General features: G+C 62.3%; 16 protein-coding genes. All 16 read left to right on the forward strand.

Features of this window, described 5'->3' with window-relative positions:
- Positions 1-19: 19 nt before the first annotated feature.
- The 16 genes from fabF to pgsA all read left to right on the forward strand — a co-directional run bounded on the left by fabF (position 20) and on the right by pgsA (position 14,621).
- The gene (fabF, locus tag D0T21_RS02435) at positions 20-1,267 is read left to right on the forward strand and encodes a beta-ketoacyl-ACP synthase II (protein ID WP_116988243.1); all 1,248 of its coding nucleotides are present in this window, start codon (positions 20-22) and stop codon (positions 1,265-1,267) included.
- Between the two features lie 177 nt (positions 1,268-1,444).
- Entirely contained in the window at positions 1,445-1,873 is a 429-nt protein-coding gene (locus D0T21_RS02440; protein ID WP_116994260.1) for a protein YgfX, read from the forward strand.
- Positions 1,874-1,929: 56 nt separating this feature from the next.
- Positions 1,930-2,553: an RNA polymerase sigma factor RpoE gene (gene rpoE / locus D0T21_RS02445; RefSeq protein WP_199538386.1), complete on the forward strand. Its 624-nt coding sequence runs from the start codon at positions 1,930-1,932 to the stop codon at positions 2,551-2,553.
- Between the two features lie 87 nt (positions 2,554-2,640).
- On the forward strand, positions 2,641-2,955 hold the full coding sequence (locus D0T21_RS02450; protein ID WP_116988246.1) for a sigma-E factor negative regulatory protein: 315 nt from the start codon (positions 2,641-2,643) through the stop codon (positions 2,953-2,955).
- A gap of 132 nt (positions 2,956-3,087) precedes the next feature.
- The gene (locus D0T21_RS02455; RefSeq protein ID WP_373886648.1) at positions 3,088-4,608 is read left to right on the forward strand and encodes a Do family serine endopeptidase; all 1,521 of its coding nucleotides are present in this window, start codon (positions 3,088-3,090) and stop codon (positions 4,606-4,608) included.
- A 41-nt stretch (positions 4,609-4,649) separates the two neighbouring features.
- Complete coding sequence (locus D0T21_RS02460; RefSeq protein ID WP_116988248.1) at positions 4,650-4,892, forward strand: glutaredoxin family protein; 243 nt, start codon at positions 4,650-4,652, stop codon at positions 4,890-4,892.
- 239 nt (positions 4,893-5,131) lie between these two features.
- Complete coding sequence (gene lepA / locus D0T21_RS02465; protein WP_116988249.1) at positions 5,132-6,925, forward strand: translation elongation factor 4; 1,794 nt, start codon at positions 5,132-5,134, stop codon at positions 6,923-6,925.
- Entirely contained in the window at positions 6,922-7,839 is a 918-nt protein-coding gene (gene lepB / locus D0T21_RS02470; RefSeq protein ID WP_116988250.1) for a signal peptidase I, read from the forward strand. Before lepA ends, lepB begins: the two co-directional genes overlap by 4 nt.
- 38 nt (positions 7,840-7,877) lie before the next feature.
- Positions 7,878-8,267 carry a DUF4845 domain-containing protein gene (locus D0T21_RS02475; protein ID WP_116988251.1) on the forward strand — a complete coding sequence of 130 codons (390 nt, stop codon included), beginning with the start codon at positions 7,878-7,880 and terminating at the stop codon, positions 8,265-8,267.
- Positions 8,268-8,291: 24 nt separating this feature from the next.
- On the forward strand, positions 8,292-9,098 hold the full coding sequence (rnc, locus tag D0T21_RS02480) for a ribonuclease III (RefSeq protein WP_116988252.1): 807 nt from the start codon (positions 8,292-8,294) through the stop codon (positions 9,096-9,098).
- Positions 9,099-9,112: 14 nt separating this feature from the next.
- Positions 9,113-10,015 carry a GTPase Era gene (gene era / locus D0T21_RS02485; RefSeq protein ID WP_116988253.1) on the forward strand — a complete coding sequence of 301 codons (903 nt, stop codon included), beginning with the start codon at positions 9,113-9,115 and terminating at the stop codon, positions 10,013-10,015.
- Positions 10,016-10,027: 12 nt separating this feature from the next.
- Positions 10,028-10,894, forward strand: coding sequence for a DNA repair protein RecO (recO, locus tag D0T21_RS02490; protein WP_116988254.1), 867 nt, complete (start codon positions 10,028-10,030; stop codon positions 10,892-10,894).
- 21 nt (positions 10,895-10,915) lie between these two features.
- Positions 10,916-11,677 (forward strand): pyridoxine 5'-phosphate synthase, encoded by a 762-nt coding sequence (gene pdxJ, locus D0T21_RS02495; protein ID WP_116988255.1) that lies wholly within the window; start codon positions 10,916-10,918, stop codon positions 11,675-11,677.
- Positions 11,674-12,069, forward strand: coding sequence for a holo-ACP synthase (gene acpS, locus D0T21_RS02500; protein WP_116988256.1), 396 nt, complete (start codon positions 11,674-11,676; stop codon positions 12,067-12,069). Before pdxJ ends, acpS begins: the two co-directional genes overlap by 4 nt.
- 8 nt (positions 12,070-12,077) lie before the next feature.
- Complete coding sequence (gene uvrC / locus D0T21_RS02505; RefSeq protein WP_116988257.1) at positions 12,078-13,940, forward strand: excinuclease ABC subunit UvrC; 1,863 nt, start codon at positions 12,078-12,080, stop codon at positions 13,938-13,940.
- A 96-nt stretch (positions 13,941-14,036) separates the two neighbouring features.
- Positions 14,037-14,621, forward strand: coding sequence for a CDP-diacylglycerol--glycerol-3-phosphate 3-phosphatidyltransferase (gene pgsA / locus D0T21_RS02510; protein ID WP_116988258.1), 585 nt, complete (start codon positions 14,037-14,039; stop codon positions 14,619-14,621).
- Positions 14,622-14,661 lie beyond the last annotated feature (40 nt).

Genomic DNA, 14,661 nt, shown 5'->3' on the forward strand with positions numbered 1-14,661 from the left:
TCGACTTTAGGAGAATCGCTTGAGAGGTTCTAAAAACCGTCGTGTTGTCATCACCGGCCTGGGCGCCGTGACCCCGGTCGGCAACACTGTTGCCGAATCGTGGGCCGCGATCACCGAGGGTAAATCCGGGATTGCCAACATCACCAAGTTTGATGCGCAAGCTTTCACCACCAAGTTCGCCGGTGAAGTCAAAGGCTTCAATATCGAGGATTACATCCCCGCTAAGGAAGCGCGCCACATGGATACCTTTATCCATTACGGCATGGCGGCCGGCATGCAGTCGGTGCAAGACTCCGGCATCGTCGTCACCGAAGAGAACGCTGATCGCATCGGCGTCATCATCGGTTCCGGTATCGGCGGCCTGCCGCTGATCGAAGAAACCAAGGAAGAGTACGACAAGCGCGGTCCGCGCCGTATCTCGCCGTTCTTCGTGCCTGCCTCGATCATCAACATGATCTCGGGCAACCTGTCGATCAAGTACGGCATGCGTGGTCCTAACCTGTCGATCGTCACGGCCTGCACCACCGGCCTGCACTGCATCGGCGCGGCTGCCCGCATGATTGAGTACGGCGACGCCGACGTCATGGTGGCCGGCGGTGCGGAATCGACCGTGTCGCCACTGGGTCTGGGCGGTTTCGCCTCGGCCCGCGCGTTGTCGACCCGCAACGACGATCCAGCGACCGCGTCCCGCCCTTGGGACATGGACCGCGACGGTTTCGTGCTGGGCGAAGGCGCAGGCGTGATGGTGCTCGAAGAGTACGAGCACGCCAAGGCCCGCGGCGCCAAGATCTACGCTGAACTGCTGGGGTTCGGGATGAGCGCTGACGCTTATCACATGACCTCGCCATTGGAAGATGGCAGCGGCGGCAGCAAGTCCGTGATTGCAGCGCTGGCCAACGCCGGCATCAATCCGGACCAGGTGCAATACCTGAACGCACACGGCACGTCGACCCCGCAAGGCGACGTGGCGGAAGTGCAGGGCATCAAGCGCACCTTCGGCGCGCACGCCAAGAACATGGTGATCAATTCGACCAAGTCGATGACCGGTCACCTGTTGGGCGGCGCCGGCGGCCTGGAAGCAGTGTTTACGGTACTGGCGGTACACCATCAGGTGTCGCCTCCGACCATCAACATCTTCAACCAGGACCCTGCTTGCGACCTGGACTTCTGCGCTAACGTGGCCCGTCCGATGAAGATCGAGTATGCAGTCAAGAACTCGTTCGGCTTCGGCGGCACCAACGGTAGCCTGGTGTTCGGCAAGATCTAAAGTCCGTAAAAAGTTCGACCTCGCGTTGAACTAATCCCCGCGATCCCTGTCAAAACAGGGTGAGCGTGGATTCGGCGCCGGCATTCGCCGGCGCCAGAATTGCCCGGCCTTCGCGGCCGGCGCTTCCGAATGTAATTCCCTATTTTGTTGAACCGTTGTTGAACGCATGCTGCCGTCATGTCGATTGCGGTTTCCGTCATCATTCGCCCCTCGTCCGGCTTGCGGCTGCTGCATGCCGGCGCGTGTTGCTGCGCGATCGTGTCGGCCGCCGCCTGTCCTGGCTGGTGCGCGCCATTGTGTTGCGTGCTGGCCGGGCTATTTGGCCTGTGGCGTGGGCGTCCGTATCATTTTGCACGTCAGCTTGATATTTCCGCTGTCGGCCAGCTGCGGCTGACGGTATACCGGGAGACGGGGATGGCGCTGCACCTGCTGGAAGGCTCGACCATATGGCCGGGCTTGCTGATGTTAAGGCTGGGCGACGGCGACAGCGACGTGCAGCTGGTGACGGTGTTGCCCGACAGCGTGACGCCCGTAGATTGGCGCGCCTTGTCGCTGGCTTGCCGGGCCATCGCCGCACGGGCTGAAATAAAAACGCGAACACTGTGAACTTCTTGCAGCGGGCTAACTCTATAGCATATGGCTATATTATTCGGCCACGCTGCATGCCACCGAGGAATGCAGGAGTGACGACAGAACGTGAGTGTGACCAGGTGCTGGTGGACCGGGTACGGGATGGTGACAAGCAGGCGTTTGATCTGCTGGTGGCGAAGTACCAACGCCGGCTGATGCGCCTGCTGTCGCGCATCGTCCATGATCCGGCCGAAGCCGAGGATGTGGTGCAGGAGACATTTATCAAGGCCTATCGCGCGCTGCGGCATTTCCGCGGCGACTCGGCCTTTTATACGTGGCTGTACCGCATCGGCATCAACACCGCCAAGAATTTTCTGGCGACGCAGGGGCGCCGTACGCCCACGTCGACCGAAGCCGACGCCGAACAAGCCGAAGCCTTTAACGATGGCGAGCATTTGCGCGACATCAATACGCCGGAATCCATGCTGGCAAGCAAGCAGATCGCCCAGACCGTCAACGCGGCGATGGATGCCTTGCCCGTGGATTTACGCACCGCGATCGCCTTGCGCGAGATCGAGGGACTGAGCTATGAGGAAATTTCCGACATCATGGCCTGTCCGATCGGCACGGTGCGCAGTCGCATTTTTCGCGCTCGCGAAGTCATTGCCGAAAAATTGAGGCCTTTGCTGGATTTGCCGGTTGACAAGCGCTGGTAAGCGGCGAATGATGGCAATTGTTATTGGCGTCTGGCAATGCGCCTGCGGCTGGCGTAGCGGACTTGTTTTGACATGGCGGGAAACGCGATGGATACCCAGAAAAGACTGCACGAAAACATCTCGGCGCTGGCTGACGGCGAGTTGGCGGACAGCGAGCGTGAACTGGCCCTGGCGGCGCTGGACACGGCGGAAGGGCAGGCCGCCTGGCGCGCCTACCATCTGACCGGTGATGTGCTGCGCGACCAGGCCCAAGGCGTGCTGAGCGACGGCTTCAGCGCCTCGCTGGCGGCCCGCCTGGCAGCCGAGCCTGCCTATGTCCCCGAAGCCGCGCCGGCGGACCGTGCGGCCGATCCCGTCGCGCCCGATCCGGCCGAGTCCCCGGCCGACGTCATCTTGCCTTGAAACGCATACGCTTATAACATCTTCGAGCGCACCATCGGGCGACTTTTCGCTTACCATACGCTAGCCTTAGCCTCGCGCAACTTGCCCGAGGGGTACGTGCGTTCCAGAACTTTATAGAGACCGATACTTTCCATGAAAAATAATTTCTCTGCTGGTAGTAAAACTCTTGGTGCGCTGCTGGTCAGCGCAAGCGTATGGATGTCTCCGGCCGTGCTCGGCCTGGCGACCGCAACGGCCGCCGCGCCGGTCACCGGCGCCGTCATCGGCCTGCCGGACTTTGCCGACCTGGTCGACCGCGTCGGTCCGGCTGTGGTCAACATCCGCACCACCGAACGCCTCAAGCTGGGCAGCCGCGGCAACGCCGACGGCCAGCCGGGCGAAGAGGAAATGCAGGAATTCCTGCGCCGCTTCTTTGGCGGCGCCTTGCCGCAGCCGGGCAATCCCGGCGGCAAGAGCACGCCGCGCGGCCGCCGCCAGGCGCCATCCGATGAGCCGGTGCAGCGCGGCGTCGGTTCCGGTTTCATCCTGTCGGCCGACGGCTATGTGATGACCAACGCCCATGTGGTCGATGGCGCCGATGAGGTGTTCGTCACGCTGACCGACAAGCGTGAGTTCAAGGCCAAGGTGCTGGGCGCCGATGCCCGCACCGACGTTGCCGTGCTGAAGATCGAGGGCGACAAGCTGCCCTTCCTGATCATGGGCGATTCGGACAAGATCCGCGTCGGCGAATGGGTGATCGCGATTGGTTCGCCGTTCAACCTGGAAAACACCGTCACCGCCGGCATCATCTCGGCCAAGCAGCGCGACACCGGCGACTATCTGGCGCTGATCCAGAGCGATGTCGCGGTTAATCCGGGCAACTCGGGCGGCCCGCTGATCAATATGCGTGGCGAGGTGATCGGCATCAATTCGCAGATCGCCACGCTGTCGGGCGGCTACAACGGCATTTCCTTCGCCGTGCCGATCGACGAGGCGATCCGCGTTTCTGAGCAATTGAAGAAGAGTGGCAAAGTCACGCGCGGCCGCATCGGCGTGCAGATCGGCGAAGTCAGCAAGGAAGTGGCGGAATCGCTGGGCCTGAAGAACGCGCAGGGCGCCGAAGTGTCGCTGGTGGAGCCGGGCGGTCCTGCCGACAAGGCCGGCGTCAAGGCGGGCGACATCATCCTCAAATTCAACGGCGTGCCGGTGACTCGTTCGTCCGACCTGCCGCGCCTGGTGGGCGGCACGGCGCTGGCCAGCAAGGCCACCGTGACAGTGTGGCGCAAGGGCCAGCAGCTGGACCTGGCGGTGACCGTGGCTGAGCTGGAGGCGGACAAGACCGCCAAGGCCGGCAAAGGCAAGGGTGGCAAGGTTGAACCGGAAGTGGTGGTCAAGGCCAACGCGCTGGGCTTGAAGGTCAGCGACCTGTCGGCCGAGCAGAAGAAGGACCTGGGTGTCGACGGCGGCGTGGTGGTGGACTCGGCCGAAGGCGTGGCGGGCCGCGCCGGCGTGCTGGAGGGCGACGTGCTGCTGCAATTGAATAACGTCGAAATCAAGGACGCCAAGCAGTTCAACGCGGCCGTAGCCAAGCTCGACGCGAAGAAGGCTTCGGTGCTGCTGGTGCGCCGTGGCGATGTGACGCAGTTCGTTTCCATGCGTCCTAGCGCCAAGTAAGGAGTTCGCCCCGCCCGTTTCGGCGCGGCGGGGCGCCAGTCATGCATTTCACCCTCTATTCCCGCAGCTACTGCCACCTCTGCCAGGACATGCTGGACGCCCTGATGCGCCTGCAAACGCCGGAACGCCCGATCACCGTCGACGTGATCGACGTCGATGCTGACGACGCCCTGGTGGCCCGTTTCGACGAACTGGTGCCGGTGCTGTACGCCGACCTGTCCCAGCCCGAGCTGTGCCACTACTTCCTGGACGAAGCAAAAGTGCGCGAACTGCTTAATAAATAAGCATTTCCACGACATTTTTTGCCCCCGGACCTTAAGCAATATGCATTTCACACAGCATAAGTCGGCCTTTCCCCTCTGAAATCCGGTAAAATGCGGGGGTAGAAAAGCTTCCGTTTTGCTTTTAGTGGCTGTCATCAAGGCGCTCGCCAGGGCATTACCGCCCCGCTCGGAGCGCTTTTTTCGTATTGCGCGCAGTTTCTGCGCCCCGTCGTTTCAAACCCGTTTTTGAATATTTGTTAATGAACAACATACGCAATTTTTCCATCATCGCCCACATCGACCACGGTAAATCCACCCTGGCGGACCGCATCATTCAATTGTGCGGTGGCTTGTCCGAACGCGAGATGGAGTCGCAAGTGCTCGATTCGATGGATCTGGAGCGCGAACGCGGCATTACGATCAAAGCCCAGACCGCAGCCCTGCAATACAAGGCCCGCGACGGCATCGTCTACAACCTGAACCTGATCGACACCCCGGGCCACGTCGACTTCTCCTACGAAGTGTCGCGCTCGCTGTCCGCCTGCGAAGGCGCGCTGCTGGTGGTCGACGCCTCGCAAGGCGTGGAAGCCCAGACCGTGGCCAACTGCTACACCGCGCTCGACCTGGGCGTGGAAGTGGTGCCGGTCCTGAACAAGATCGACTTGCCGAACGCAGATCCACCGACCGCGATCGCCGAGATCGAAGACGTGATCGGCATCGAAGCCGGCGACGCCGTCCACTGCTCGGCCAAGACCGGCCTGGGCGTGGAGGACGTGCTGGAATCGATCATCGCCAAAGTCCCGCCGCCGAAGGGCGATCCGGACGCGCCGCTGCAGGCGCTGATCGTCGACTCCTGGTACGACCCCTACGTCGGCGTGGTGATGCTGGTGCGCGTGATCAACGGCACCCTCAAGCCGAAAGACAAGATCAAGCTGATGGCCACCGACTCGCTGCAGCTGGTGGAAGACGTCGGCATCTTCGCGCCGCGCTCGGTTTCGCTGCCGCAGCTGTCGGCCGGCCAAGTGGGCTTCATCATCGCCGGCATCAAGGAACTGAAGGCCGCCAAGGTGGGCGATACCGTCACCCTGGCCAACCGTCCTGCCGCCGCGCCGCTGCCAGGCTTCAAGGAAGTGCAGCCGCAAGTGTTCGCCGGCCTGTTCCCGGTCGAGGCCAACCAGTACGACGCGCTGCGCGACTCGCTGGAAAAGTTGAAACTGAACGACGCCGCGCTGATGTACGAGCCGGAAGTATCGCAGGCGCTGGGCTTCGGCTTCCGCTGCGGCTTCCTCGGCCTGCTGCACATGGAGATCGTCCAGGAACGCCTGGAACGCGAATTCGACATGGACCTGATCACCACGGCCCCGACCGTGGTGTACGAAGTGGTCATGCGCGACGACAGCATCATCAAGGTCGACAATCCGTCGAAGATGCCGGAACCGACCAAGATCAACGAAATCCGCGAGCCTATCGTCACGGTCAACCTGTACATGCCGCAAGAGTACGTCGGCTCGGTGATCACGCTGTGCATCGGCAAGCGCGGCGTGCAGATGGACATGGCCTACCACGGCCGCCAGGTCAAGCTGGTCTACGAAATGCCGATGGGCGAGATCGTACTGGACTTCTTCGACAAGCTGAAATCGACCTCGCGCGGCTACGCCTCGATGGACTACGAGTTCAAGGAATACCGCGCCTCCGATGTGGTCAAGGTCGACATGCTGATCAACGGCGAGAAGGTCGATGCGCTGGCCATCATCGTGCACCGTTCCAACTCCGCCTATCGCGGCCGCCAGGTGGCAGCCAAGATGCGCGAACTGATCCCGCGCCAGATGTTCGACGTGGCGATCCAGGCGGCCATCGGCGTCAACGTGATCTCGCGCGAGAACGTCAAGGCCTTGCGTAAGAACGTGCTGGCGAAGTGCTACGGCGGCGACATCAGCCGTAAGAAGAAGCTGTTGGAGAAGCAAAAAGCAGGTAAAAAACGCATGAAGCAAGTGGGCTCGGTAGAGATTCCACAAGAAGCGTTCCTGGCAATCTTACAAGTGGACGACAAATGAACCTGCAAGTGATCTTAGGTAACTTTGCTTTAATCCTGTTCGTACTGATGGTGATCACCGGTGTGATCTGGTTCCTGGATGTGTTCTACCTGGCCAAGCAGCGCCGTGCCGCCGCCGACCGCGCGCTGGCCGACTACGACGCCCGCAACGCCAAGCTGACCGCCGACGGCATCAAGCTCGACAACCAGGGCAACCGCGCCGCGATCGAGGCCAACCTGCTGCGCCAGCCGACCTGGATCGAATACTCGGGCAGTTTTTTCCCGGTGATCGCGCTGGTGTTCTTCCTGCGTTCGTTCCTGTACGAGCCGTTCAAGATCCCGTCGTCGTCGATGGTGCCGACCCTGCTGGTGGGCGATCTGATCCTGGTGAACAAGTTCACCTACGGCATCCGCCTGCCGGTGCTGAACCAGAAGATCGTGCAGATCAACAACCCGCAGCGCGGCGACGTGATGGTGTTCAAATATCCGCTGGATATGAGCCAGGATTACATCAAGCGCGTCATTGGCGTGCCGGGTGATAAAATCACATATGAAAACAAGCGCTTAACGGTGAACGGCGTGGAAGTGAAGTACACGCCGCTGGACGACTACCTCGACGACGAGCACCTGGCCTACAACAAGCAGTTCCAGGAAGACCTGACCGGCGTCAGCCACCGCATCCTCAACAACGAGGCTGCGCCTACGCTGAGCCTGGACGGCGTCAAGAAGTTCCCGTACAGCGAAAACTGCACCTACAAGTATGAAGGCTTCACCTGCGTAGTTCCGCAGGGCAATTACTTCATGATGGGCGACAACCGCGACAACAGTGCGGACAGCCGCTACTGGGGCTTTGTGCCGGACAAGAACATTGTCGGTAAAGCATTCTTCGTATGGATGAACCTGGGTAACCTGCGCCGTATCGGCAGCATCCACTAAACATCGACGCTCAGCGGGCCATGGCGAAAGGGACTAAGATGCAATCAAGCTTGAAGCAGCAGAAGGGCGTTTCCCTGGTCGGACTGATCATCGTGCTGGCCGCGCTGGGCTTTGTCGGCGTGCTGGCGCTGAAGATCGTGCCGACCTACACCGAATACCGGGCGATCCAGAACGCCATCGTCACGGCCAAGGCCACCGGCGGTTCCGTGCTAGAGATGCAGAAGTCGTTCGACGCCAACGCGACCACCGGCTACATCAGCTCGATCACCAGTCACGATCTGCTGATCGCCAAGGAAAACGGCGAGTTCGAAATCAGCTTCGCCTACGAAAAGAAAATCCCGCTGGTCGGACCGGCCAGCCTGCTGTTGGAATACCAGGGCACCACCGCCAAGAACGGCATGCCGCCCCCGGCCAAGACCGATCAATAAGTCAGTAAAGAATCGTACAGAACAATGAATCTTCAGTTATTGCAAACCCGTTTAGGCTATACGTTCCAGGATGCTGGCCTGTTGCAGCAAGCCTTGACGCACCGTAGCCACAGCAGTTTGCATAATGAACGACTGGAATTCCTGGGCGATTCGATCCTGAACTGCGTGGTGGCGTCCATCCTGTACGAGCGCTTCGTGGCGATCGACGAGGGCGACCTGTCGCGCCTGCGCGCCAACCTGGTCAAGCAGCAGTCGCTGTACGAGATCGCGCAAAAGCTGGAGCTGTCGCAGTTCCTGCGGCTGGGCGAAGGGGAGTTGAAGTCGGGCGGTTTCCGCCGTCCCTCGATCCTGGCCGACACGCTGGAAGCGCTGCTGGGCGCCATCTTCCTCGACGGCGGCTTCAACCCCGCGCGCGACGTGATCCGGGCCTTCTACATTCCCATCCTGGAATCGGTGGACCCGCAAACCCTGGGCAAGGACGCCAAGACCCTGCTGCAGGAATTCCTGCAAAGTAAGAAGATTTCGCTTCCGCTGTACAATGTGGTTGCCACCCATGGCGCCGCGCACAGCCAGGAATTCGAAATCGAGTGCCTGGTGCCCAAACTGGGCATCCAGGTCTACGGACGCGGCGGCAGCCGCCGCGCCGGCGAACAGGCCGCCGCCAAACTGGCGCTGGAAGTGGCCGAACAAGCGTTGGTGAAGACGCCGGCCGCCGGCCGCAAGTCCAAACCGCGCGCTGCCCAGCTCAAGCTGGCCGGCATCGCCACCGTGCAGACGACCGAGGCCGGTAACGAACCGTCGCCACCGCCTGCCAAAGCAGCAAACAAGTAAAAAGAGAAACTGAAATGAATACCGAAACGACCTCCGCCAACTTCCGTTGTGGCTATATCGCCATCGTGGGCCGCCCGAACGTGGGCAAATCGACCCTGATGAATACGCTGATTGGCGCCAAGGTCAGCATCACCTCGCGCAAGGCGCAAACCACGCGCCACCGCATCACCGGCATTCAGACCCATGACGACGCGCAGTTCATCTACGTCGACACGCCGGGCTTCCAGACCCGCCATTCGAACGCGCTGAACAAGACGCTCAACAAGACCGTCACCAACACCCTGATCTCGTCCGACCTGATCCTGTACGTGATCGAAGCGGGCACCTTCGGCCCGGCCGACCAGCAAGTGATGGACCTGCTGCCGACCGAAGTGCCGGTGATCCTGGTGATCAACAAGTCCGACCGCGTCAAGGACAAGGCGGTGCTGCTGCCGTTCGCCCAGCAGGTCGCGGCCAAGTTCAACTTCGCCGCCATCGTGCCGGTGTCGGCCAAGCTGCGCTTCCAGCTGGACGGCCTGGAAAAAGAGATCAAGCGTTTCCTGCCGGAGAACCAGCCTATCTTCGGACCGGACGACATCACCGACCGCAGCGAGAAATTCCTGGCGTCGGAAATCGTCCGCGAAAAACTGTTCCGCTTCGTCGGCGACGAGCTGCCTTACACCAGCACCGTGCTGATCGAGCAGTTCGAGCAGGAGGGCGACCTGCGCCGCGTGTTCGCCGCCATCCTGGTCGAGCGCGATACGCACAAGTCCATGATCATCGGTAACAAGGGCGCGCGCCTGAAGGAAGTCTCCACCCAGGCCCGCCTGGACATGGAAAAACTGTTCGGCGGTCCCGTGTACCTGGAAATCTGGGTCAAGGTCAAATCCGGCTGGGCCGACAACGAAGCGGGTCTGCGCGCCTACGGCTACGAATAAAGAAGAGGGGCGATGTCCACCATCACGCTAGACGCCGACATTGCAGCGGCACCGCAGCAGGCCGAGCCTGAGGCGGAGCGTGAAGTGGTGCCCGCCCCGGCGCCGGCCGCTGCACCGCCGGCCGCACCAGCCAAACGCCCGCGCGCGCCGTCGCGCGAGCGCACCTTCGGCACCAAGGTTACAGGCCAGCCGGCCTTCGTCCTGCACAGCTATCCCTACAAAGAAACCAGCCTCATCATCGACCTGTTCACGCGCGACTTCGGCCGCGTGGCCTTGATCGCCAAGGGCGCCAAGCGGCCGCACTCGCAACTGCGCGGCGTGCTGCAAACCTTCCAGCCGCTGTCCTCCAGCTGGGTCGGCAAATCCGAACTGCGCACGCTGACCGAGGCCGAATGGGTGGGCGGCATGCTGCCGCTGGAAAAGACCGCGCTGCTGTGCGGCTTCTACCTGAACGAGCTGCTGGTCAAGCTGCTGGCGCGCGACGACGCGCACCCGCGCCTGTTCGACCACTACGTCGCTACCTTGAACCAGCTGGCGCACAACGAACCCGCGCCCATCGTCTTGAGAAAATTCGAACGGGCCCTACTTAAAGAGACAGGCGTCTCCGCCGACCTGACCCGCTGCACCGAAACCCGCCGCGCCGTGCAGGTCGACGTGGTCTACGTGGTGGACCCGGAACGCGGCCCGCGCCCCGAGCGCGCCGCCGACCCGTGGCCGCGCGTGGCCGGCAAGACCCTGCTCGACATGGAACGCGAGGACTACCAGGACGCCGCCACCCAGGCGCAGAGCAAGCAGCTGATGCGCTTCCTGCTGGCGCACCACCTGGGCGGCGCGCCGCTGAACACGCGCCAGATCCTGATCGACTTGATGCAGTTATAACTAGATAAACGGTATAAACTAATGAGCTTCCTGCAACCATCCGGCACCATTATCGACCTCGGCGTGAACATCGACCACGTCGCCACTCTGCGCAATGCACGCGGCACCACTTATCCGGACCCGATCCGCGCCGCGCTGCTGGCCGAGCAGGCCGGCGCCGACTGCATCACGCTGCACCTGCGCGAAGACCGCCGTCACATCAAGGACGCCGACGTGATCGCGCTGGCGCCCCAGCTGCTGACCCGCATGAACCTAGAGGCTGCCGTCACGCAGGAGATGATCGACTTCGCCTGCCGCATCAAGCCGTCCGATGTCTGCCTGGTGCCCGAGAAGCGTACCGAAGTCACCACCGAAGGCGGCCTCGATGTCGTCACCCACTTCAAGGCCGTGCAGGCCGCCGTCAAGCAGTTGCAGGCCGAAGGCATCCGCGTCAGCCTGTTCATCGACGCCGACGAAGCGCAGATGAACGCCACCGCCGAAATCGGCGCGCCGGTGATCGAGCTGCACACCGGCCGCTATGCCGACACCGAAGGCGCCGAGCAGGCCGCCGAACTGGAACGCATCCACCGCGGCGTGCTGTATGGCGTGTCGAAAGGCCTGAAGGTTAATGCCGGCCACGGCCTGCACTACACCAATGTGCAAGCCATCGCCGCCATTCCGGAAATCGCCGAGCTCAATATCGGCCACGCCATCGTCGCCCATTCGGTGTTCGTCGGCTGGGAAAACGCCGTGCGCGAGATGAAGGCCATCATGGTCTCGACCCGCCTGGGACGGGCCAAGTGATCTACGGCATAGGTACCGACATCTGCAAGATCCCGCGCATCGAGGCGGCGCTGGCGCGCCATGGCGACCGTTTCGCCGCCAAGATCCTCGGTCCGCAGGAGATGGAGAAGTACCTGGCGCGCAAGGCCAAGAACGCGGCGCGCGGCATCCGCTTCGTCGCCACGCGCTTCGCCGCCAAGGAGGCCTTCTCCAAGGCCATCGGCCTGGGCATGCGCATGCCGATGACCTGGCCGGCCGCGCAGATGCTCAACGCGCCCAGCGGCAAGCCGATGATCGTCTGCAGCGGCGTGCTGAAGGAATTCATGGAAAAGAATAAGCTGTCGGTACAGGTGACGGTCAGCGATGAAGAAGAATACGCCGTCGCCTTCGTTATCGTCGAACAAGCCAACTGAGAGCAGCAATGACCGAAGTAGAAACAAGCGCGCCCGACCCGCGCGAACAAGTGCTGGCCACCGTGGCCAAGCTGCCCAACCTGCCGGGCGTGTACCGCTATTTCGACGCCGACGACAAGGTGCTCTACGTCGGCAAGGCGCGCGACCTGAAGAAGCGCGTCTCCAGCTACTTCCAGAAAAACCTCAGCAGCCCGCGCATCGCCATGATGGTCGAGCGCATCGCGCGGCTGGAGACCACCGTCACCCACAGCGAAGCCGAAGCGCTGATCCTTGAGAATAACCTGATCAAGGCCCTGAGCCCGCGCTTCAACATCCTGTTCCGCGACGATAAATCCTATCCCTACCTGAAGATCACCGGCGGCGACGCGCCGCGCATGGTCTACTACCGCGGCGCGGTGGACAAGAAGAACCAGTATTTCGGCCCGTTCCCCAGCTCGTGGGCGGTCAAGGAATCGATGCAGATCCTGCAGAAGGTATTCCTGATCCGCACCTGCGAAGACAGCGTGTATTCCAACCGCACCCGCCCATGCCTGCTGCACCAGATCGGCCGCTGCAGTGGACCGTGCGTGGACCTGATCAGCAAGGACGACTACAAGGCCGACGTCGAAAACGCCGCGCGCTTCCTGCGCGGCCGCCAGAGCGAAGTGATGGCCGACCTGGAAAAGAAAATGCACGCCTACGCCGGCGAGCTCAAATTCGAGCTGGCCGCCGGGGTGCGCAACCAGATCCAGTCGCTGTCGCGCGTGCTGCACCAGCAAAGCATGGAAACCACCGGCGACGCCGACGTCGACATCATCGCCGTGCTGGTGCAGGGCGGGCGCGCCTGCGTCAACCTGGCGATGGTGCGCGGCGGCCGCCATCTGGGTGATCGCGCCTACTTCCCGAATCACATCGGCGACGCCGCCGCGATCGCGGAGGAACCGATCGAGCTTGAGGTGCTGGCCGCCTTCCTGGTCCAGCACTACACCGAGAAGTTCATCCCCGGCACGCTGATCCTGAACATCGAATTCGACCACCCGGCGCTGATGCAGGCCTTGCAGGAGCAGTGCGGTCACCGCATCCACCTGATCTTCCAGCCGCAGGACCAGCGCCGCAAATGGCTGGAGCTGGCGCAGAAGGGCGCCGAGATCTCGCTGGCGCGGCTGTTGTCGGAGCAGGGTTCGCAGCAGTCGCGCACGCGCGCGCTGGTCGAGGCGTTGCAGCTGGAGCCGGAAGACATCGATGCGCTGCGCGTGGAATGCTTCGACATCTCGCACACGCAGGGCGAGGCCACGCAGGCCTCGTGCGTGGTGTTCCATCACCACCAGATGCAGAACGGCGAATACCGCCGCTACAACATCAACGACATCACCCCCGGCGACGATTACGCGGCGATGCGCCAGGTGCTGTTCCGCCGCTACGAAAAGGTGGCCAACGGCGACGGCGTCATGCCGGACGTGGTGCTGATCGACGGCGGCAAGGGTCAGATCGAAATGGCGCGCCAGGTGTTCGCCGAGCTGGGGCTGGACATCAGCCTGATCGTCGGCGTCGCCAAGGGGGAAGGGCGGCGCGTCGGCCTGGAGACGTTGATGTTCGTCGATGGCCGGGCTTCGCAGGAGCTGGGCAAGGAATCGGCGGCGCTGATGCTGGTGGCGCAGATCCGCGACGAGGCGCACCGCTTTGCCATCACCGGCATGCGCGCCAAGCGCGCCAAGACGCGCCAGACCTCGCGCCTGGAGGAGATCGAGGGCATCGGCGCCAAGCGCCGCCAGCGCCTGTTGGCGCGCTTTGGCGGCCTGCGCGGCGTGGTCGACGCCAGCATCGAGGATCTGAAGCAGGTGGAAGGCATCTCCAGCGCACTGGCCGAAGAAATCTACCGCCAGCTCCATTAAGGCGTGCACAACAACAGTGCGCTGGTTTAATGTGCGGCGGCAAGGTAGACTAGCGGCGCATTAACAATTTTCATAGCCGCACTTAATTCCGAGCTTATGCCCTTCAATATACCGATACTGTTGACCTGGTTGCGCGTTGCGCTGATTCCGCTGGTGGTAGGCGTCTACTATCTGCCTACTACCGTCCTGCCCGTGGCGGATCAGAATCTGGCGGCCACGCTGGTGTTCATCGTCGCCGCCGTCACCGACTGGTTCGACGGTTTCCTGGCGCGCCGCTGGAACCAGACCTCGGCCTTCGGCGCCTTCCTCGACCCGGTCGCGGACAAGCTGATGGTGGCGGGGGCCTTGCTGGTGCTGGTGCAGCTGGACCGCGCCAACGCAGTGCTGTCGTTCATCATCATCGGCCGCGAGATCGCCATCTCGGCGCTGCGCGAATGGATGGCGCAGATCGGCGCCTCCAAATCGGTGGCGGTCAGCTCGCTGGGCAAGATCAAGACCACCGCGCAGATGATGGCCATCCCGCTGCTGCTGTTCCATGACGTGCTGTGGGGCGCCATCGACACCCAGTTCTGGGGCTCGCGCCTGCTGGAAGTGGCGGCCGTGCTGACGGTGTGGTCGATGTTCTACTACCTGCGCCTGGCCTGGCCGCTGATCAAGGAAAAAGCGGGTACGCTGAACTAGTGACAAAATGCTATGATCTGCTGAGGCTCACCCCACCAGA

The organism is Duganella sp. BJB476, assembly GCF_003416895.1.
GTDB lineage: Bacteria > Pseudomonadota > Gammaproteobacteria > Burkholderiales > Burkholderiaceae_D > Rugamonas.